Origin of the sequence: Lysinibacillus sp. NPDC056220 (assembly GCF_049315265.1) — a bacterium.
Lineage (GTDB): Bacteria > Bacillota > Bacilli > Bacillales_A > Planococcaceae > Lysinibacillus > Lysinibacillus pinottii.
Window position 1 is genome coordinate 29,139 of sequence record NZ_JBMOXD010000003.1, and the last position, 19,689, is coordinate 48,827.

The following is a 19,689-nucleotide window of genomic DNA, read 5'->3' on the forward strand; positions in this document are numbered from 1 at the left end:
CCCCGTCCCTTTCTTGGGACGGGGTTTTTTGTATGCCTTTTATACAAAATAGAATTGTATAGGAGGAATTAAATGCAAACAGAACAAAAGAAAGAAACGACGCTTGAACGAGAAACACGGATACGGACATTGTGGGAGCAAGAGGGAACATTTTTAGCCTCTGTCACAAATCGAGCTGGACAGCAGCCCTTTGTATTTTATGAGGGACCACCGACAGCAAATGGTTTACCACATGTTGGGCATGCCTTTGGAAGAACGATTAAAGATGTAGTGGCCCGCTATAAAACAATGCAAGGTTTTTTTGTTGAACGAAAAGCAGGCTGGGATACACATGGTTTACCTGTAGAACTAGGAGTAGAAAAAGCCTTAGGTATCTCAGGGAAGCAGGAGATTGAGAAGTATGGAGTGGAGCGCTTTATTCAAGCGTGTAAAAATAGTGTTTTTACCTATGAACAGAAATGGCGTTCCTTTACAGAACAGCTTGGCTATTGGCTTGATATGGATGATCCCTATCTCACATTAAGCAATGATTATATAGAATCGGTGTGGCATATTTTAAGTCATGTTCATAAGGAACAGCTTTTATATAAAGGGCATCGTGTTTCACCATATTGCCCGAGTTGTCAAACATCCTTAAGCTCACATGAGGTAGCTCAGGGCTATAAGGATGTGAAAGATTTATCTGTCACAGCTATGTTTAAGCTTGCTGATTGTGATGAATATTTCTTAGGCTGGACCACAACACCATGGACATTACCCGCCAATGTAGCGTTGGCGATGAACCCATCTTTACAATATGTACGGGTAAAGCAAGGGGATCAGGTATTTATTTTAGCCAAATCTTTGGTTTCTAAGGTTTTCACTGAAGCTGTGGAAATTTTAAGTGAGCATACTGGGCAGGAATTTGCTGGTGTGTCTTATCAGCCACCATTTTCATATGTAACGGTTCATCAAGGTCATGTTGTCGTGATGGCTGATTATGTCACGGAGAATAGCGGTACAGGGATTGTGCATATTGCTCCAGCGTATGGGGAGGACGATTATAAAACGGTTCAACAGCATGGCTTGTCCTTTGTCAATGTAGTGGATCTGAAAGGCTGTTACACAGAAGAGGTGCCGGAGCTTGTCGGACGATTTGTAAAAGATTGTGATGTGGACATTATAAAAATGCTTGCGAAAAAGGAGCTCTTATTTAGTAAAGAAAAATATGAGCATAGCTACCCGCATTGCTGGCGCTGTGATTCTCCATTATTGTACTATGCAACGGATAGCTGGTTTATCAAAATGACCGCTTTAAAAGAGCAATTATTACAAAACAATCAGCAAGTGACTTGGTATCCTAGTCATATTAAGGATGGGCGATTTGGCAACTTCCTCGAAAATATAGTGGATTGGAATATAAGCCGCAACCGCTATTGGGGTACGCCGTTGAATGTCTGGATTTGTCAGAATTGCGGTCATGAGGAGGCTCCTCATAGTATCACAGCGTTAGAAAAATTAGCCAAGGGAGCTGTCGATCAGCAAATAGAGCTTCATAAACCGTTTATTGATGAAATTGTATGTACTTGTCCTACATGTCAAGGAGATATGACGCGGACACCAGAGGTAATGGATGTATGGTTTGACAGCGGCTCAATGCCATTTGCACAGCAACATTATCCATTTGAAGATGTCAAGGCTTTTCACAATCAGTTTCCAGCAGATGTTGTGATTGAGGGAATCGACCAAACACGTGGTTTTTTCTATAGCTTATTAGCGGTTTCGACGTTATTTACTGGAAAGCCTGCTTATAAACAGGTGTTATCGTTAGGGCATGTGTTGGATGAACATGGACAAAAGATGTCAAAAAGTAAAGGCAATGCATTAGAGCCTGTAGAGTTAATGGACCAATATGGGGCAGATGCATTACGTTGGGCATTTTTAGTTGATAGCTCTCCTTGGAATCCAAAGCGTTTTTCCAAAAAGATTGTGGTGGATGCCAAATCAAAGCTAGTGGATACATTGGATAATACATTTAAATTTTATCAGCTCTATGCCAACATTGATGGATTTACGTATGATGCTACAAATACTGGTACACGAACACCTTTAGATCAGTGGATATTGTCACGATTGCATCACACAATTCAGCTTGTGACGGCAGCTATGGATGAATTTCAATTTACGCATGCTACAAGAGAAATCGCACAATTAATGGAAGAACTAAGCAATTGGTACATTCGTCGATCACGTGCAAGATTTTGGGCACATGGGCTGACAGCGGATAAACGAGGTGCATTTAGTACCCTTTATGAGGTTTTAACGAACATTTGCCGATTACTTGCACCATTTACGCCCTTTATCACCGAAGATATTTACCGACAATTAATAGGCAAGAGTGTTCATGTAGAAGACTACCCAATCTACGAAGAAAAGCTTGTGAATCCTCAGTTGGAACAAGAAATGTCTACGGTTTTAACGGTTGTAGAGCTGGGTAGGAGTATACGTAATAGTCAAGGAATGAAGGTCAAACAGCCTTTAAGTGAGCTTATTGTTGAGGTGTCTGGAGAGCTGACTGGCTATCAAGCTTATAGCCAGTTAATACAAGAGGAATTAAACATTAAGGCTTGCATATGGACGCATGATTTTTCAGCTTATGAAAGTGTCCAATATAGGCTTAATTTTAACACAGCTGGTACTGCTTTTGGTTCACAGGTCAATCAAGTAAAATCGTATATGATGACGTTAACGGATGAAGAGAAAGAACAGCTACAGCAAAATGGGGAAGTGCCTATCGTAGTGGAAGAGCAACAGCTAACATTATTATCAAGTCATGTCATAGCTGAAGCGATTGTGAAAGACGACTATATTTTAGCTGAAGATAGCAAATGCCGTGTATTGATGAATGTTCAATTAACCGAGAGTTTGCTACAAGAGGGACAAATACGAGAATTAATTCGGTTCATCCAAGATTCTCGTAAAAAGTGGCAGCTGCCTGTTGAACAATATATATCCATCGCCTTTTGCGGTAGTGAAGAGGTACTTTCCGTCATTCAACAGCATGAAGCGTTATTACAAGCCAATGTACTAGTCAAATCCATACATTATGGCGAAGAATGGACAGAAGTGAGATCGGCAGAAACAGAGCTATTTGATGAAAAGCTCACTGTTTGTATCTCCTTATAAAAGAAATGCTCAGGATTCATCCTGAGCATTTTCTCTGTAGGTTACAGTAAGCCAAATGCTAGATAACAAGCTGTCGCCCAAATGAAAATCGCTGAGCATCTATTAAAAATTCTCATCACATTTCCGGAGCTATCAAGCTTTTGGAAAGAGGATCCAGTTACAGTAAGGCCAAAAAACCATAGCCAAGAAATAAGGACACATGCTGTAGTGAAGATGAATTGCTCTGTACCACTATATTTTAAGGCACTCGTACCAATCACCCCAATAGTATCTAAAATGGCATGTGGATTTAGAAGTGATACAGAAAGTGCAAAGAGAATTTGTTTTTTTACGGGAAGTGCCTCACTCTTATTGGCAGTTGCTGGACTTGAACGCCAAATCGTATAGCCCATATAAAGTAAGAACAATATACCAACCGACATTAAAGTAATGCGTAACCATTCAAATTGTAAGACGATTATTGACAGACCAAATACCGCCAGTAATATTAGCAATGTATCGCAAATGGCAGCTGTCAAACTAGCTGGCAGCGCTCGCCATATAGTTGGTTGTGTAGCACCTTGAGAGAAAACAAAAACATTTTGTACGCCTAATGGCAAAATGAGACCAAATGCTAAAATGATGCCGTGAAGAAATGCTTCCAATGATTAATCCCTCCTTTCCTTCATCATTTTAGCTATGGTATAACTAAAAGAAAACGACCAATTGGATGGTTTTTTATCCACCCAATTTTAAATGGAGGCGATAACCATGGGCTGGCAACCAAGTAGAAAAAGTGGCCATACATTACAGCAACAAATTGTTCAGTGGGTAACTGCCCAAGTCGAACGAGGAGATTGGGCAGCAGGGACTAAACTGCCTACTCAAAGACAACTGGCTATGCAATTCGGTGTAAATCGCAGTACAGTTCAACAGGCTTTAGATGAATTAAAAGCGATCGGTATTCTTGAAGCAAAGGTAGGATCAGGAGTTTATGTCACTCGCAATTCCTGGCATGCATTACTTCAACAAACACAGCCAAATTGGCAAAAATATATCGAAACGAGCCTGCATAAACCAAATTACCATACAATCCAATTAATTAACGAATATGAGCAGCGTGATGATGTGATTCGATTAGGGACAGGAGAACTAGCACCAAGTCTGTTACCAACAGAGGAAATTGAAGCTTCACTAAGGGAGCTATCCTTGCAGCCCAAAACATTAGGCTACTCATCACCACAGGGCAATGATCAACTCCGGGCAGCTATCTGCGATTATGTACAAAAACGAGGCATCGAAGCGGAGCCTCAGAACGTTTGTATTGTCTCTGGTGCATTACAAGCTTTACAGCTAATTGCCGTTGGTTTACTAGAGCAAGGGTCCATCGTTTTTCAGGAATCAACCTCCTATTTGAATTCTGTTCATCCATTTCAATCGGTTGGTATGCAAATGATTGGGATACAGCGAGATGAACAGCTTGCTCAAACACTATCTCAAAGGAAACGAAAAAAACAAGCCGTGTTTTATGCCATTCCTACATTGCATAATCCAACTAACCATGTATGGGCATCTTTGGAAAAAAAACAGCTATATGAGGTCTGCCAAGCAGCACGCATTCCTATAATTGAAGATGATGTTTATCATGAATTGCTTTTTGATGACCCGTCACCACCCATTAAGGCAATGGATAGTAGTGGACAAGTTCTATATATTGGGAGTGTCTCCAAAACCTTAAGTCCTGGGTTACGCATTGGCTGGCTAATCGGTCCAACGACTGTTATCGAACGATTGGCAGATATTAAAATGCAAACGGACTACGGCTCAAGTGCTATTTCACAAGAACTTGTGCTACATTGGCTACAATCAGGGAAATATGAAAAACATCTTATACGTTTACGACAGCAATTACAGGATCGTGCTGATTTTACAGAACAAATATTACAGGAAAAGTTTAGAGAGTTAGCTGATTGGAATAAGCCAAAGGGAGGCTTTTACATTTGGCTCAAGTTCCATTATCCTGTTGTCGATAAGGACTTCTTTGTCAAGCTATTACAGCATCGTGTCTTAATTAACCCAGGCTATATTTATGATCCTCAAGATCAGCATCATATTCGTTTATCCTACGCCTATGCAACCTATGAGGAAATGCAGGAGGGTTTACAAATTTTATATGATTATGTAGTGGAAGCTACGGATATTGGTAACGGTAGCAAAGTGAGTAAGAAGTAAGAAGGGGACACTCTGAAATTGTTGAACAGAAACGATTGATTGCATAATTACTTGTGAATGTAAAGGGCATAATCCGAGCTGTATACCCATACATTTTAGAGAATCATAGCATTTCAGTTCGATTTCTAACATAAAGAGGTGAATGATTGGAAAATTTGTCGTCAGGTTATTTTCAGGTGCCCCAACCCATACGTAGTGATGGGGCAGGAGGCATAGATAAAGGACCACGCGATATAATGAGAGATTTAGAAAATCCCGATATGCTGGTGCCCCCAACAACAGATGCAGGTTTGATTCCGAACCTACGATTTTCATTTTCAGACACACATATGACCTTAAATCAAGGGGGCTGGTCTCGCGAAATTACGGTACGTGAATTACCAATAGCGACCACATTGGCTGGTGTTAATATGAGTTTGACACCGGGCGGCGTACGTGAGCTACACTGGCATCAACAGGCAGAGTGGTCCTACATGTTATTGGGGCATGCACGTATTACGGCGGTCGATCAAAATGGCTGTAATTTTATTGCGGATGTAGGCCCTGGCGATTTGTGGTATTTTCCACCAGGAATACCGCATTCCATACAAGGCTTAGCGGACGGCTGTGAATTTTTATTAGTATTTGATGATGGGAATTTCTCTGATCTCAATACGCTTTCCATTTCTGATTGGTTTGCTCATACGCCAAAGGAAGTGCTATCAGCGAATTTTGGTGTTCCAATTCGTGCCTTTGATGATATTCCGAGTGAACAGGTGTATATTTACCAAGGCAATGTACCAGGATCGATTGACTCGCAAAAAATTCAATCTCCCTATGGTAAGGTGCCACAAACTTTTAAACACCGTTTGTTGGCTCAGCCACCATTGAAAACACCGGGTGGCAGTGTACGCATTGTTGATTCGACCAATTTCCCAATCTCTAAAAATATTGCGGCAGCATTAGTGGAAATTGAGCCAGGTGCAATGCGGGAGCTGCATTGGCATCCGAATAATGATGAATGGCAATATTATTTACAAGGAAAAGGGCGTATGACGGTATTCACTGGGGATGGAACTGCTCGAACATTCGATTATCGCGCAGGAGATGTCGGCTATGTGCCGTTTGCGACCGGTCACTATATTGAAAATACAGGTACGGAGCCATTATGGTTTTTGGAAATGTTTAAAAGTGACCGATTCCAAGATGTATCGTTAAATCAATGGATGGCACTAACACCAACTGAGCTGATACAAAGCAATCTACAGGTTGGTCCGGAGCTAATACAAGCATTAAGAAAGGAAAAGTGGCCAGTGGTGAAATATCCTGGATTTTCCTATTATCCGAAATGAAAAACGCAGGTGAAGTAATTCTCACCTGCGTTTCATATTAATATTGATATTTGCGTCGTGTCATGAGCACTATAGCGATGGCTGGAACGGTACAAATTAACATGGCTGCAAAGGATAAACCAGGCGATAGCTCGTATAAATAGCCTCCCAAAAATGTCAGGATGGCTGTACTTAACCCCATCGCTAATGCTGAATATATACCCTGTGCGTTTGGAATTTGCTCCTTCGGTAGGGTTTGTGTGAGATAACGAATAAAAGCAAAATGTGCCAGAGCAAAGGAGAATGCATGCAATGTTTGAGAGGCAATAAATACCCAAACATTTGGGAACATAAATATGAGTAACCAACGTAGAGAAGACCCGCTAGCTGCTAACAGTAATAATGAAGAAGAACGCCATTTCGTAAATAAAGTATCAGCCTTCATAAAGTATAGGATTTCGCAAATAACGGCGATATTAATAATCATGCCCATATAAAATGGATCTACTTGTAAATCTTCTAAATAAATATAACCATAGCTATAATAGGAGGCATGTGCACCTTGCAATAAAATAACAATGAATAAAACAATTGGGAAACCTTTAATAGTCCATAGTGTTTTCATGGACAATGATTTAGCACGTTGCTCCTTTGTTGGCACAATAAGCAATTCCTTTGGTGTAGCGAATAGCTGCATAAGCAGCATGCCGATTAAGCCAAGGATCATGCTCCAAAAGATAATATTTTTACCGAATACCCCTGTTAGCATACTTATAATTAATACGGCAATCACAAAGCCAAAGGAACCATAGGAGCGGCTTTTACCATAATGAATGTTGCCAGATTGGACAAGCGTTGCAGCACTACTTTCAACAGCTGGTAACAGTGCTGGGTAAAAAATACTAAACAAAATTGTGACCACTAATAATGCACTAAAGCCCGAACTTGGTATGTACAGCAGTGCTGTCAGAAGTGCACCGACTGCTAAAATGGTAATGAGACGTTTATTGTTAACATATTTAGCGAGCGTGGGGAAGAAGAATAGATTAGACGTGGCTCTAGCGAGTAACCCACAGCCCATTACAACGCTTGCTTGTGATACTGTCAAATGTTTAGCATCCACAAGCCAGCCTGTCCAGTAGGGTAAGAATATGCCCCAAGTAATAAAAAATGTAAAGAAATTTTGAGAAAGCCATCGTTGATTATTCATAAATTTACCGTACCTCCATTTAACTATGTTGAATAATAGCACGTTCATCGCTACAATAATGTGAGATATCTCATATTTTTCAGAGGAGAGAGTAAAAAATGCATATTCTAACAGCTGAAACACGCACCCATTATCTCGAAAAATACCCTATTCATGATTTCTTCTCCTTTGACATTAATCCCTATTTAGAAGTTTGTGAATTTGACAAAGGAGAATGGATTTTCCAGGAAGGCTCTTTTCCAGAGACATTGTATTACATGATTGAGGGTAAGGCGAAGCTCTATATGACGCATAAAAATGGCAAGGTTTCACTCATCGAATATTTAGAGGCACCACGTTTTATGGGGGAGATTGAATTGCTGAATGAGGCAAGATATACAAAGGGCATTCAAACGGTATCTAAGACAATTTGTTACTCCATTACCCAATCATGTAAGGAAAAGCTACTTGCTGACGCTTTATTTTTACGACGACTTTGTGTGTTTTTAGGGGAAAAGGCCACAAAAATAACCTCCAAATATACACAAAATCAGGCATATCCTTTTGAAAGTCGTTTAGCAGCCTTTATTCAATTATCGGCTGATCAAGGTGTTTATAAGGAAAAGCATACAGAGATCTGTGAGTATTTAGGGGTTTCCTATCGCCATTTATTATATGTATTGGCACAGTTTTGTGAGGAGAAAATTTTAGAAAAGCGCAAGACAGGCTACCATATTATTGATGAAAAACGTCTCGCACATTTGGCTCAGGAGATTCAGTAGTTGGGGAATTAAAAATAGGTGGAGTATATAAACCGTCGTTCAGACTTCAAATAAAGAAGTCATGGATAGATTTGTTATATTCACTTTTTTTAATGAGCCAGCGAGCAATTTCCTTGCCGCTATAATAAAAGTCTACTTCATTAACCCTGTTTTTTTGGATGGACTTGTCTAAGGTGCTTTCCATAACGTCAAAAGGTAGAACACCGATACTTACATGCTTGTTTGGTAATAAACTTTCAAGCGGCTTCCTTACAGTTTGTATCGTTTCACTGCTTTGGTTTACAGAAAATGTAGGTAGTTCTCCTTGTGCCGTTGTTGTGCTTAATGAGTAACCAGTACTTTTCATTCAACATGCCCCCTTTTGTCGTTACATTTATTGTACAAGACTGGTACGAAAAATAGCCGTCATTTACAAGTCTTTTACGAAAACTTAAAGGTCCATGGAATATTTAGTAATTTGTAACCGTATTCATACCATCATTGGATGAAAATCATAGAAAACTGATATATATTCTTTCAAAAAAACTCATACTCAAACTATTGTGAATTTTTCTAACACGAAGTATTATTGTAGTTAGATTTAACGTGAAGGTTTTCACAAAGTCACGTAATCGTGAGGAGGAATTTTAATGAGTGCAATTCGAGTAGGTATTGTAGGTTATGGAAATTTAGGTCGTGGTGTGGAATATGCTATATCACAAAATCCAGATATGGAACTAGTAGCAGTATTCACACGTCGAGACCCTTCAACAGTAAACGTAGCAAGCAATGCTAGCGTATATGTAGTAGAGGACGCTGAAAAATTCCAAAATGACATTGATGTTATGATTCTATGTGGGGGCTCAGCAACAGATTTACCAGAGCAAGGTCCACATTTTGCTCAATGGTTTAATACAATTGATAGCTTTGATACACATGCGAGAATTCCTGAATTTTTCGATGCGGTTGATGGAGCAGCTCAAAAATCTGGTAAAGTATCTGTCATCTCAGTTGGTTGGGATCCAGGTTTATTCTCATTAAATCGTCTATTAGGAGAATCTGTATTACCAGTTGGTACAACGTATACGTTCTGGGGAGATGGTCTAAGTCAAGGTCACTCTGATGCAGTTCGTCGTATTGAGGGCGTTAAAAATGCTGTACAATACACTTTACCAATTAAAGAAGCAGTAGATCGTGTACGTAACGGTGAAAATCCAGAGCTAACAACACGGGAGAAACATGCTCGTGAATGCTGGGTTGTGCTGGAAGATGGCGCAGATGCAGCAAAAGTTGAACAAGAAATTGTGACAATGCCTAACTACTTCGATGAATATAATACAACTGTCAACTTCATCTCTGAAGAAGAGTTTAAAGCAAACCACACAGGTATGCCACATGGTGGTTTTGTTATTCGAAGTGGTGATAGTGGTGCAAACGATAAACAAATTCTTGAATTCTCATTAAAACTCGAAAGTAATCCAAACTTCACATCAAGTGTTTTAGTTGCTTATGCACGCGCAGCACACCGCCTGAACCAAGCTGGTGATAAAGGGGCGAAAACAGTATTTGATATCCCATTCAGTCTGCTTTCACCAAAATCAGCGGCTGAATTACGTAAAGAATTATTATAATTACAGAACTAAAACCCGATTATCATTGATTTGATGATAATCGGGTTTTTTATTTATCTCCATCAAAACTATTAAAATATGGTAAACTGTCAATCATTTAATAACCTGAATTTTTGTAACCTTACACAAACGGAGGTTATCGTTTACATGACAGATATTATCATTGAATCTAAATGTATAGCTCCAAATCCATCCAATTATTGTACTAATCGAGCAACTCTTATGAGAACATTAATAAAATGTCATCAGCATACATGCACACTTATTCATAGTGGAGCAGGATATGGCAAGACAACCATCCTCACTCAATTTCTATACCCGAATCTCGACGTTTTTCTTGGTATAGTATTTCCGATGAAGTTGATACGGTTTTACCCTTTTTAAGGCATCTTTTTCTCAGTATACAGCAAATTGTACCTAATTTTGGTCAGACATTTGATACATGGGACCAATTATCTCGCTTTCCAAAATGGAGGAGCTCAATCGCTGGTACAAGCTGTTTATCAACTGCTTATGTAACATAGATAAGCCACTCCTAATTGCTCCGTTGTTGGCTATGAGGATGCCTTTCCAATCATAGGAAAATTCCCAAAAGCAACCTTCGCATCATTAGATATGGCTGGTCATAATTTGCAAATTGAACAACCTAAATTGTTTACCAATCTAATAAGTGAATGGTTGGATTGTGTGAAGGGTGGAAAAGGGAGGCGTCACATACAATGATAAAAATAATGAAATAGGACTAGTAGGTGACACAGTAATTTTACGAGAATTCAATGAACATGACTGGGCAGATGTTCATCAATATGCCTCACAAGAAATTGTCTTTCAGTATCAAGTAAAGACGGGGGTTACTGTATTTTTAAGACTATATCTTTAAAAATTCTCCATTAGTAGAAGTTAAAAAAGCCAAGATAGCTGCTTATCGCTTATTAGTGGAACTACCAAACACATCTACTACCTCTTTAGCGAAAACCCGAAAGATATAATCGACTTCCTGTTCTTTTGTGGCAATTCCATAAGCGATCCCACCTTGCTTTGACCCTTGAAGATACCACATATGATTATGGTCTTGGTCTACAGATGAAAAATCACCGTTTTTCCAACGATTCAATACATCCAAATATTGTTCACTATGTTCGTAATCATCCATATTTTCCTCTACCATTTGCAGCAATGTGTCAATTCTTTCAGGCGTAATCATAATAGATGATTCTTTCTCATCAGCCATTATTTTTTGATGCGACATTTGTTGAAGTACTTCTTCTACTAAATTGTCAACAAATGGTTCATCTCCACTTTTCCATTCATCCATCCTTTTGGAGAATACTGGGTTTTCCCAACCGAAGTTCGTATCTACTGTCGATACAAATTCTTCCTGGACCTCCTTTTTGGAACGGTTATCTAATTCGCTGTTAGTACTTTTATTAGAGGTTGCTTGTTTATAATTCTTGTCCATTACTAAATAGGTTCCCCCTATGCTTAACAACGCCGTTACAACAACGATTCCTACTACATGTATCCATCTCATTCATTTTTTTCTCCTTTTACAATTACTACTAACATATCGTGTGAATGGTCTTGTGTAAATAAATCGTCAATTAAAGCGTAGTAAAGTCAAGGACGCTTATTTGTCCACATCTCTTCCCATCAGACCAACATATCAGTAAAATAGAGTAGGTTAGGGGGATTGTCTTGTGAAAGATCAACGCTTTAAAATTGCGCATCGAGAGGCACTTATTGGAATTGGACTAGTCCTTGTGAACTTTGCGATTTGGTTTGGCTTTGCATATGGACTAGGTGCAGGGGATCCCGCAAATTATTCGTATGTTTTGGGTTTTCCTGCTTGGTTTTTCTATAGCTGTATCGCAGGGACAGGCTTTATGATCCTGCTCGTCTGGATCGTTATGAAGCTCTTCTTTAAAGAGGTTCCATTTGATGATGGGGAGGAGGAGCGCTAATGCACTGGCAAGTTGTATTTCCATTGCTATTATTTCTAATTATTATTTTTGGAATTGGACTCTGGGCCAATAAACATGTTCGCTCCTCTAACTCGTTTCTACAGGAGTATTTCCTTGGTGGTCGAGAAATGGGTGGATTTATTCTAGCGATGACCATGATAGCTACCTATGGTAGTGCGAGCAGCTTTATCGGAGGGCCAGGAGTAGCTTATACGAAAGGACTTGGCTGGGTACTACTTGCCATGGCACAGCTACCTGCGGGCTATTTTGTCCTGATGATTTTAGGGAAGAAATTTGCTATTATTGCTCGTCGTTACCAAGCTATTACGCTCATCGACTTTTTACGTGAGCGCTATAAAAGCCATGTCATTGTCATTCTGTCTGCTATTAGTATCATTGTCTTTTTATTTTCAGCGATGATGGCACAGTGGGTAGGGGGAGCCCGTTTAATCGAGTCTTTAACAGGCTTACATTACACGGCAGCATTGTTTATATTTGCGATATCAGTATTAGTGTATGTTATCATTGGTGGCTTCCGAGCAGTTGCTTTAACAGATACTGTTCAAGGTACGATAATGGTCATTGGAACTGTTATTTTATTAATCGGAACTATTATTGCAGGTGGAGGCATCGATAAAATTATGTCCTCGCTGGTCGCAGAAAATCCCCATTTCGTATCTCCATTTGGAGCAGAAGGGGATTTAACGCCTCTGTATGTTTCAACTTTTTGGATATTAATTGGTGTAGGTGTGGTGGGACTTCCCCAAATTGCCGTGCGTGCGATGAGTTATAAAGATTCTAAAAGTATGCACTTAGCGATTATTATTGGTACGATTGCTATTGGGACCATTATGTTTGGGATGCATCTAATTGGTGTGTTAGCACGACCTGTCCTACCTGGCATCGACATTGGTGATAAAGTCATGCCACTCTTAACATTGAAGGTGCTGCCGCCATTTTTAGCAGGGATTGTCTTAGCAGCGCCAATGGCCGCTACCATGTCCACTGTCAATGCATTACTTATGCTAGTAAGCTCTACGGTTGTCAAAGACATCTATCTAAATTACATGAAGCCACAGGCAAGTGATGCCGAAATTAAACGCGCAAGCTTTATTGTAACGACTGTGATTGGCTTAGCAGTGATCGTCTTTGCACTCCATCCACCTGATTTATTAGTGTGGTTAAATTTATTTGCATTTGGTGGGCTTGAGGCAGTCTTTATTTGGACGGTAGTTCTCGGATTATACTGGAGGAAAGCAAACAAATATGGCGCCATTGCGTCCATGATTTCAGGTATGGCTTTATATATTTTCATCGACCGGTTCTATCCGACGGCCTTCGGTATGCATACCGTTACGATTCCAATTGTAGCTTCCCTTATTATTTTTGTAATCGTAAGTCTTGCTACTAGTCATAAATTTAAGGACGAGCACTTCGTCATATAATGTAAAACAACGCCGCAAATTTTGGACTGTGGCGTTGTTTTTTTATTAATGAATCATATAATCGTAGGCATTTTTTGCAAGGAGTGTCATTGTCACAATAATAAAAAGCGTCCGGACAAAGCCGCTTCCTTTTTGAATGGCCATACGAGAGCCAAGCATAGCCCCTCCAATTTGAGCAACCCCCATGACTAAACCATAGACATAATGGATTTGACCTAGGTAAGCAAACATACAAACACCTGCCACATTACTTGCTAGATTTAAAAATTTCGCATTTCCTGCCGCCTTTAAAAAATCAAAGCCAACAAGCAAGAAGCTAAAGATTAAAAATGAGCCCGTTCCTGGACCAAGAAACCCATCATAAAATCCAATAGCAAATAATAGCATCATAAATAAAAATAAGTGGGTTTTCGACAGATTTTTTACCGTTGAGACAGCGCCCCAATCTTTTTTAAAGATCGTATAAATCCCAACAGCTGCCAGCATGATAAGCATTAATGGTTTTAGTAGAGCTGGGTTAATTAAATGAACAGTCCATGCACCACATAATGATCCAATGAAGGCGAGAGGGAAATATTTCAGCACAGATCGAATTTCAAGCTGACCAGAACGGTAAAAGGAAATGGACGAAGTAAGTGAGCCCATTGCGCCTGCTAACTTATTGGTTGCCACAGCGGCGGCTGGATTTAGGCCAACAAACAATAGAGCTGGTAAGGAAATTAAACCGCCACCTCCAACGACTGAATCGATAAATGCCGCCAGAAATCCAAACGAAATTAAAAGTATTAGAATATGTACATCCACATCAAAAACCATGTCTTACACCTCATTTTAATTAGTTACTACTGAAATAGTAACTAATTTATTTGAAGCTGTAAAGCCTAACTTTTTCATTGGCAAATGTTCACAACAGTAGCCTATAATAAAAGTATGGAGGGATGATATGGATGAATTAATCGCCCAATTAAAAGAACTGGGATTGACAGAATATGAGGCAAAGGCCTATACAGCACTCGTACAAAATAGTCATGTCAGTGCCTATCAAGTTAGCAAAAACTCTGGGATTCCAAGAGCTAGAATCTATGACATATTAAATGGTCTTGTTGAAAAGGGATTCGTACTGAAAGAGGAAACGGCGGATCAAACGACTTATTCTTCTATTCCTGTCGAGATGTTTTTGCAGCAAATTCAACAGCGCTGGCAATCGAATTTTACATCGATTAGTGATCAGTTAGAAAAACTAGAAATGAAAGAACAGGAAGCGGAATCTAAAGTATTAATGCTAAAAGGGAAGCAGACGATCGTTAATTATTGTCAAACCTTATTAAAAAAAGCAGAGACAAAAGTCATCCTATCGATGTGGGAAGATATGTACGATACCTTACGTGAGGATATTGAAGAGGTATCTCAGCATGTGGAGGTGCATGGCATCACTTTATATGTCGAGGAACATCTAGCATCTATAGACATGCACAGAGCCACACACTATACGAGAAAGACTTCTACACCTCATTGGTTTATTTTATCGGTTGATGGTCAAGAAATGATTTATGGTCACTCGCCATCCAACCAAGAAACCGCATTTATAACGAATGACCCTGTGCATATTTATTTACTAGAGGATTATATTTGGCATGATGTTCTTATCAATAGACTAGTAAAACGCGATGATAATGAACTGGAGGACTGGATTGCTAAAGAACGTAAAGCATTTTTCTTAGAGTAGTTATAAGGGAAGGGGAGCATCTTGAAAAAATGGATGTTGCCAGTATTACTTTATTTATTATTGATGGGTGGATGTGATTCTGCACCGCTGCCGGTTTTTCCTAAGATTCAAGAGCTAACAATCGTTCCTGACCATATCCAACAACATATTATAGCTACAGACAGAATTCAGTTATTGTATGAAGATGACGTGACGTACTATCTTGTCATGTTTTCAAAAGGAAATGTGCTAGCAAGTGTAGCAGCTAATGAAAATAGGTTAGTCATTCATTTCAAGGAAGGAAGCGAGCAAAAGAAAGAAGCTCTACCCTATGTCTATGCCATCAACAAAAGCGCGGAGCTGACTATTATCGAACTGTATATTAACGGCAAAAGCATGCCGATAGATCGTATTACCATGCTGTAATAAAAAACCGAAATCCCTAAAAAGAGATTTCGGTTTTTATTGATATTAATAAAATACTTTATCTACATTGTATTTGGAGCGGAACGTATTAATCGCATACGTTTCATAAATTTCACGTTCCATAGGATCTTCTACTTCATAGACTTCAATTTTGAAGACCTCGTCACGATAGTTTTTCATCGGAGATACATTGTCTTCAAAATGTTTTTTTATGCGTTGGCGAATTTTACGTGCTTTGCCGACAAATAATAACTCATTCTTTTCATTATAAAATAAGAAAATGCCGCCTTTATCACGTGTGATTTTGTGGAAGTCGATGAAACCAAAGTATGGTGTAATTGGGACATCACCTGGTTTTACATCTTGTTCGCGTTGGCGAATAACTACATCTGGTTTTGGAAATTCAATATTAATCAAAGTATTCACGTTCCTCTCTATTACTAAAGATATATGGTAACATAATAGCGGCATGTTTACCATAAAATTTCATGTAGAATAACCATATACAGCAAGCTTAGTGTTTATCAAATGAATGTAGAACATGCATAGGAATAACAAAATATTCTATGAATTATTGATATTCTAACTAGTCCATGTTACAATTCAAAATAATTAAATAATCTTATCAAGAGAAGCAGAGGGATTTGGCCCGATGACGCTTCAGCAACCTCTAACAAATGTTAGAAAGGTGCTAATTCCAGCAAAGGTTTTTCCTTTGAGAGATAAGAGTGAACGTGAAAAAAATCCTTCTCATTCTATCTCATATGGAATGTGGAGGATTTTTAATTTTTTTAGAAAAAGGAGCAAAAAAGAGAGGGGAATGCTAGATGCCAATTAATATTCCGAAAAATTTACCTGCTGGGGAGCATTTACGTGAGGAGAAAATCTTCGTGATGGAAGAGGATCGTGCGAGAACACAGCAAATACGTCCATTAAACATATTAATTTTAAATTTGATGCCCGAAAAAGAAAAAACGGAGCTACAATTATTACGTTTACTAGGAAATACACCATTACAGGTCAATATTACTTTTTTAAACACGGCTACTCATGAATCTAAAAATGTCAGTAAATCACACTTACAATTATTTTACACAACGTTTAACCAAATTCGTCACCGACGTTATGATGGTATGATTATTACTGGGGCACCTGTAGAAAAAATGCCATTTGAAGAGGTTAACTATTGGCAGGAAATTGCTGAAATTATGGATTGGTCTAAAAAGAATGTGACATCCGTGCTACATATATGTTGGGGGGCACAGGCTGCGTTATATCATCATTATGGAATAGGAAAAATAGAGCTTTCTGCTAAATGCTCCGGCGTTTATTCTCATGTGATTACTGATTTAACAGTGGATTTAGTACGAGGCTTTAGTGATTTATTTACAGCCCCTCATTCTCGCTATACATCTGTCTCGATTGACGAGGTTCGCAATCATCCAGACTTACGCTTATTATCCTATTCAGAGGATGCAGGTGTGTTTATCGTGCAATCTAAAGATAATAAAAACATTATGATTACAGGTCATTTAGAATATGATGCGACAACACTGGCTGATGAATACAGTCGCGATGTTGCCAAGGGCATTGATATCAACGTTCCAGTAAACTACTTCCCAAATGATGATCCAGAAAAGGAACCGATGAATACATGGCGTGCCCATACACATTTATTGTTCTCCAACTGGTTGAACTACTATGTATACCAAGAGACACCATATGAATGGGACTTTGTGGACGAAATTGAATATCATATTTAAATAACAATGAAAAAGTCTAATTTCTTCGCTAAGTAGCTGAAGGAATTAGACTTTGTTATTCTAAATTCTTCTTGTCAGAAACCGTAATATCTGGTTTAGCCTGATGGTTCTGATTGGAATCTGTAGCAACATCGTTAGTTGGATTATTTTGATTGGCATCCATATTATTAGGTTTCATCTGATTATTCTGGTTGGAATCTGTAGCAGCATCGTTAGTTGAATTATCTTGATTGGCATCCATTTTATCAGGCTTAGTGTGATTATCTTGGTTGGAATCAGTAGTAACATCGTTAGTTGGATTATCTTGATTGGCATTCATATTATTAGGTTTCATCTGATTATCCTGGTTGGAATCAGTAGTAGCATGGTGAGTCTGATTATCTTGATTGGCATCCCTATTATTAGGTTTTATCTGATTATCCTGGTTGGAATCAGTAGTAGCATCGTTAGTTGGATTATCTTGATTGGCATCCCTATTATTAGGTTTCATCTGATTATCCTGGTTGGAATCAGTAGTACCATTGTTAGTTGGATTATCTTGATTGGCATCCATTTTGTCAGGTTTAGTGTGGTTATCTTGGTTGGAATCAGTAGTACCATTGTTAGTTGGATTATTTTGATTGGCAGCCATATTATTAGGTTTCATCTGATTATCCTGTTGGGAATCCGTATTAGCGGGGTTAGGTTGATTTCCTTGATTAACATCCGTAATACCACCCACATCAGTTACTTGCCCCTGATTAGCATTCGCAGCCGCATTCCCTTGTGATTTTCGATTACGTATGACGGCTACAATAAGTAGCAGGATAGGTAATAAAATGGTAAAAATAAATGAATAGATAGGCCAAATTTCATTATTATAATTGTCGGAATGGACAATATCAGGATGAATAATTTGTGAAAGACCAATCATAATGATACCCATTGGTAAGATAAGTGGGCGGTGATCCTTCAGTTTCATAATTTGTGCAATTCCCACAACCGTTGTATAGAAGTACATAAAGGTCCGAATAAAAATAGATGTAATCCACATAAAAGCCATGATAATTTCAATACGCTGTAAAAAGTTGCCGATCGAGATTCTCTGTGCTAAAGCATAGCTAGGAAAAGTTCGGGAAGCCGTATTGGCTGCCCCTAATACTAGTATGCAAAGGGTAATCAATGTTACTAAAACAAATCCACCGAGAATCGTGCCTATGTAAAATCCTTTCTTTGAGGATTGCTGGACATTCACACTGGCAGGGTAAATCATTAATAACATAACTAGGGAAAAAGAAAAGACGCTCATAAAGCGAATAATACTATAGAACATGGATGTTTTGGATACTTCCATAATTGGTTGTATATTTTCAAACTTAATTTGTGGAGTAATACAAACAATAAAGAAAATAAAAATTAAGATAAACATAGGGAAAAGTATTTCTGCTGAGCGAGCAAAGGTCTCTAACCCTAAATAGGCAGCATACATAATAATAATGCTAAACAACAAGGCGAATGCCAGTGTGGGTGTTTCTGGCATTACCTCTGTTTTCATAAAAATGCCAATAAAGTATAATAGTTCTCCTCCCGAAAATAGGGTAAGGGACAGAAAACCAATCACTGTAATTTTTCCAAAAAAGCGACCGAAAATTTTTTCATTTGCCTCAATAAAATTCAGTGTGGGTGTTTGGTTGCCTAGCGTCAAAAATAATTTCACCACTAGTAAACTAAGGACAACTCCAATGCTGGCAGCAATCCAGGCATCCTGCTTACTGGAGCTTGCAATAGTTGAAGGGATAATCAAAATGGCTGTACCGATAGAAAGGAGGGACGTAATAATTGTAAATTGTCTTGAACTAATGACTTCTTTTTCCATTTAACTGTCCTCCCATACATGTCGATGTGTCTACTATTTTGTGAGTGAAACGATAAAATCCTTAATAGGTGTAAAAATAAAAGTTACGAAATCTAGAGGGCTCGGGATATTTATTTTGAGGGCAATACCCATATTAAGTGCTGTCCCAATTAGTAAAAGAATAGAAAAAACAAGAATGGTTTTAGTTTCCTTTTGCTTTTTGAGCTTTGGGATGAATAGTAATGCAATAATGATCGAAATGATGAAGACGGCTACCGCTAATACCAT

Annotated in this window: 19 protein-coding genes, 1 riboswitch and 1 other annotated feature (1 of these 21 cut by a window edge); of the genes, 11 read left to right on the top strand and 8 right to left on the bottom strand. The window is 38.7% G+C overall.

Features of this window, described 5'->3' with window-relative positions:
• Nucleotides 1-13, top strand: a binding site (T-box leader); it begins 224 nt to the left of the window's first position.
• A gap of 59 nt (nt 14-72) precedes the next feature.
• Complete coding sequence (gene ileS / locus ACOZBY_RS10235) at nt 73-3,165, top strand: isoleucine--tRNA ligase (protein ID WP_422762218.1); 3,093 nt, start codon at nt 73-75, stop codon at nt 3,163-3,165.
• Between the two features lie 41 nt (nt 3,166-3,206).
• Here ileS and ACOZBY_RS10240 read toward each other — a convergent pair whose 3' ends face one another.
• Nucleotides 3,207-3,809: a LysE/ArgO family amino acid transporter gene (locus ACOZBY_RS10240; protein WP_031416062.1), complete on the bottom strand. Its 603-nt coding sequence runs from the start codon at nt 3,807-3,809 to the stop codon at nt 3,207-3,209.
• Between the two features lie 106 nt (nt 3,810-3,915).
• Here ACOZBY_RS10240 and ACOZBY_RS10245 point away from each other — a divergent pair, with 106 nt between their 5' ends.
• On the top strand, nt 3,916-5,376 hold the full coding sequence (locus tag ACOZBY_RS10245; protein ID WP_207889118.1) for a PLP-dependent aminotransferase family protein: 1,461 nt from the start codon (nt 3,916-3,918) through the stop codon (nt 5,374-5,376).
• Nucleotides 5,377-5,522: 146 nt separating this feature from the next.
• The gene (locus ACOZBY_RS10250; RefSeq protein ID WP_036161794.1) at nt 5,523-6,707 is read left to right on the top strand and encodes an oxalate decarboxylase family bicupin; all 1,185 of its coding nucleotides are present in this window, start codon (nt 5,523-5,525) and stop codon (nt 6,705-6,707) included.
• Nucleotides 6,708-6,744: 37 nt separating this feature from the next.
• On the opposite strand, the gene ACOZBY_RS10255 is transcribed toward ACOZBY_RS10250, so the two are convergent.
• Entirely contained in the window at nt 6,745-7,896 is a 1,152-nt protein-coding gene (locus tag ACOZBY_RS10255; RefSeq protein WP_036161791.1) for an MFS transporter, read from the bottom strand.
• A gap of 98 nt (nt 7,897-7,994) precedes the next feature.
• On the opposite strand from ACOZBY_RS10255, the gene yeiL reads away from it, so the two are divergent.
• Complete coding sequence (gene yeiL / locus ACOZBY_RS10260; protein ID WP_422762221.1) at nt 7,995-8,657, top strand: transcriptional regulator YeiL; 663 nt, start codon at nt 7,995-7,997, stop codon at nt 8,655-8,657.
• Between the two features lie 46 nt (nt 8,658-8,703).
• Here yeiL and ACOZBY_RS10265 read toward each other — a convergent pair whose 3' ends face one another.
• Nucleotides 8,704-9,003, bottom strand: a complete 300-nt coding sequence (locus ACOZBY_RS10265) for a hypothetical protein (protein WP_036216355.1) — start codon at nt 9,001-9,003, stop codon at nt 8,704-8,706.
• Nucleotides 9,004-9,286: 283 nt separating this feature from the next.
• Here ACOZBY_RS10265 and ACOZBY_RS10270 point away from each other — a divergent pair, with 283 nt between their 5' ends.
• Both ACOZBY_RS10270 and ACOZBY_RS10275 read left to right on the top strand, forming a co-directional pair.
• Nucleotides 9,287-10,267: a diaminopimelate dehydrogenase gene (locus tag ACOZBY_RS10270; RefSeq protein ID WP_422762223.1), complete on the top strand. Its 981-nt coding sequence runs from the start codon at nt 9,287-9,289 to the stop codon at nt 10,265-10,267.
• Between the two features lie 694 nt (nt 10,268-10,961).
• Nucleotides 10,962-11,147 carry a hypothetical protein gene (locus ACOZBY_RS10275; protein WP_207889117.1) on the top strand — a complete coding sequence of 62 codons (186 nt, stop codon included), beginning with the start codon at nt 10,962-10,964 and terminating at the stop codon, nt 11,145-11,147.
• Between the two features lie 42 nt (nt 11,148-11,189).
• Here the strand turns inward: ACOZBY_RS10275 and ACOZBY_RS10280 are convergent, their stop codons facing one another.
• A complete protein-coding gene (locus ACOZBY_RS10280) occupies nt 11,190-11,798 on the bottom strand; it encodes a DUF6241 domain-containing protein (protein ID WP_422762224.1) in 609 nt (202 codons plus the stop codon).
• A 166-nt stretch (nt 11,799-11,964) separates the two neighbouring features.
• Between ACOZBY_RS10280 and ACOZBY_RS10285 the strand changes: the two genes are divergently transcribed.
• Complete coding sequence (locus ACOZBY_RS10285) at nt 11,965-12,228, top strand: YhdT family protein (protein ID WP_012294636.1); 264 nt, start codon at nt 11,965-11,967, stop codon at nt 12,226-12,228.
• The gene (gene panF, locus ACOZBY_RS10290) at nt 12,228-13,673 is read left to right on the top strand and encodes a sodium/pantothenate symporter (protein WP_197223905.1); all 1,446 of its coding nucleotides are present in this window, start codon (nt 12,228-12,230) and stop codon (nt 13,671-13,673) included. The genes ACOZBY_RS10285 and panF overlap by 1 nt, the downstream gene beginning before the upstream one ends.
• A 45-nt stretch (nt 13,674-13,718) precedes the next feature.
• Here panF and ACOZBY_RS10295 read toward each other — a convergent pair whose 3' ends face one another.
• On the bottom strand, nt 13,719-14,489 hold the full coding sequence (locus ACOZBY_RS10295) for a TSUP family transporter (protein WP_008178734.1): 771 nt from the start codon (nt 14,487-14,489) through the stop codon (nt 13,719-13,721).
• 127 nt (nt 14,490-14,616) lie between these two features.
• Between ACOZBY_RS10295 and ACOZBY_RS10300 the strand changes: the two genes are divergently transcribed.
• On the top strand, nt 14,617-15,399 hold the full coding sequence (locus ACOZBY_RS10300; protein ID WP_012294634.1) for a TrmB family transcriptional regulator: 783 nt from the start codon (nt 14,617-14,619) through the stop codon (nt 15,397-15,399).
• A gap of 21 nt (nt 15,400-15,420) precedes the next feature.
• Nucleotides 15,421-15,804, top strand: a complete 384-nt coding sequence (locus tag ACOZBY_RS10305; RefSeq protein WP_332291910.1) for a hypothetical protein — start codon at nt 15,421-15,423, stop codon at nt 15,802-15,804.
• A 45-nt stretch (nt 15,805-15,849) separates the two neighbouring features.
• On the opposite strand, the gene ACOZBY_RS10310 is transcribed toward ACOZBY_RS10305, so the two are convergent.
• Nucleotides 15,850-16,221: a nucleotide excision repair endonuclease gene (locus ACOZBY_RS10310; protein ID WP_025116318.1), complete on the bottom strand. Its 372-nt coding sequence runs from the start codon at nt 16,219-16,221 to the stop codon at nt 15,850-15,852.
• A 202-nt stretch (nt 16,222-16,423) separates the two neighbouring features.
• Nucleotides 16,424-16,533: riboswitch (SAM riboswitch) on the top strand.
• 98 nt (nt 16,534-16,631) lie between these two features.
• Between ACOZBY_RS10310 and metA the strand changes: the two genes are divergently transcribed.
• Entirely contained in the window at nt 16,632-17,567 is a 936-nt protein-coding gene (metA, locus tag ACOZBY_RS10315) for a homoserine O-acetyltransferase MetA (RefSeq protein WP_012294631.1), read from the top strand.
• Nucleotides 17,568-17,622: 55 nt separating this feature from the next.
• On the opposite strand, the gene ACOZBY_RS10320 is transcribed toward metA, so the two are convergent.
• Both ACOZBY_RS10320 and ACOZBY_RS10325 read right to left on the bottom strand, forming a co-directional pair.
• A complete protein-coding gene (locus ACOZBY_RS10320; RefSeq protein WP_422762228.1) occupies nt 17,623-19,422 on the bottom strand; it encodes an endospore germination permease in 1,800 nt (599 codons plus the stop codon).
• A 33-nt stretch (nt 19,423-19,455) separates the two neighbouring features.
• Nucleotides 19,456-19,689 carry a hypothetical protein gene (locus tag ACOZBY_RS10325; protein WP_031416038.1) on the bottom strand — a complete coding sequence of 78 codons (234 nt, stop codon included), beginning with the start codon at nt 19,687-19,689 and terminating at the stop codon, nt 19,456-19,458.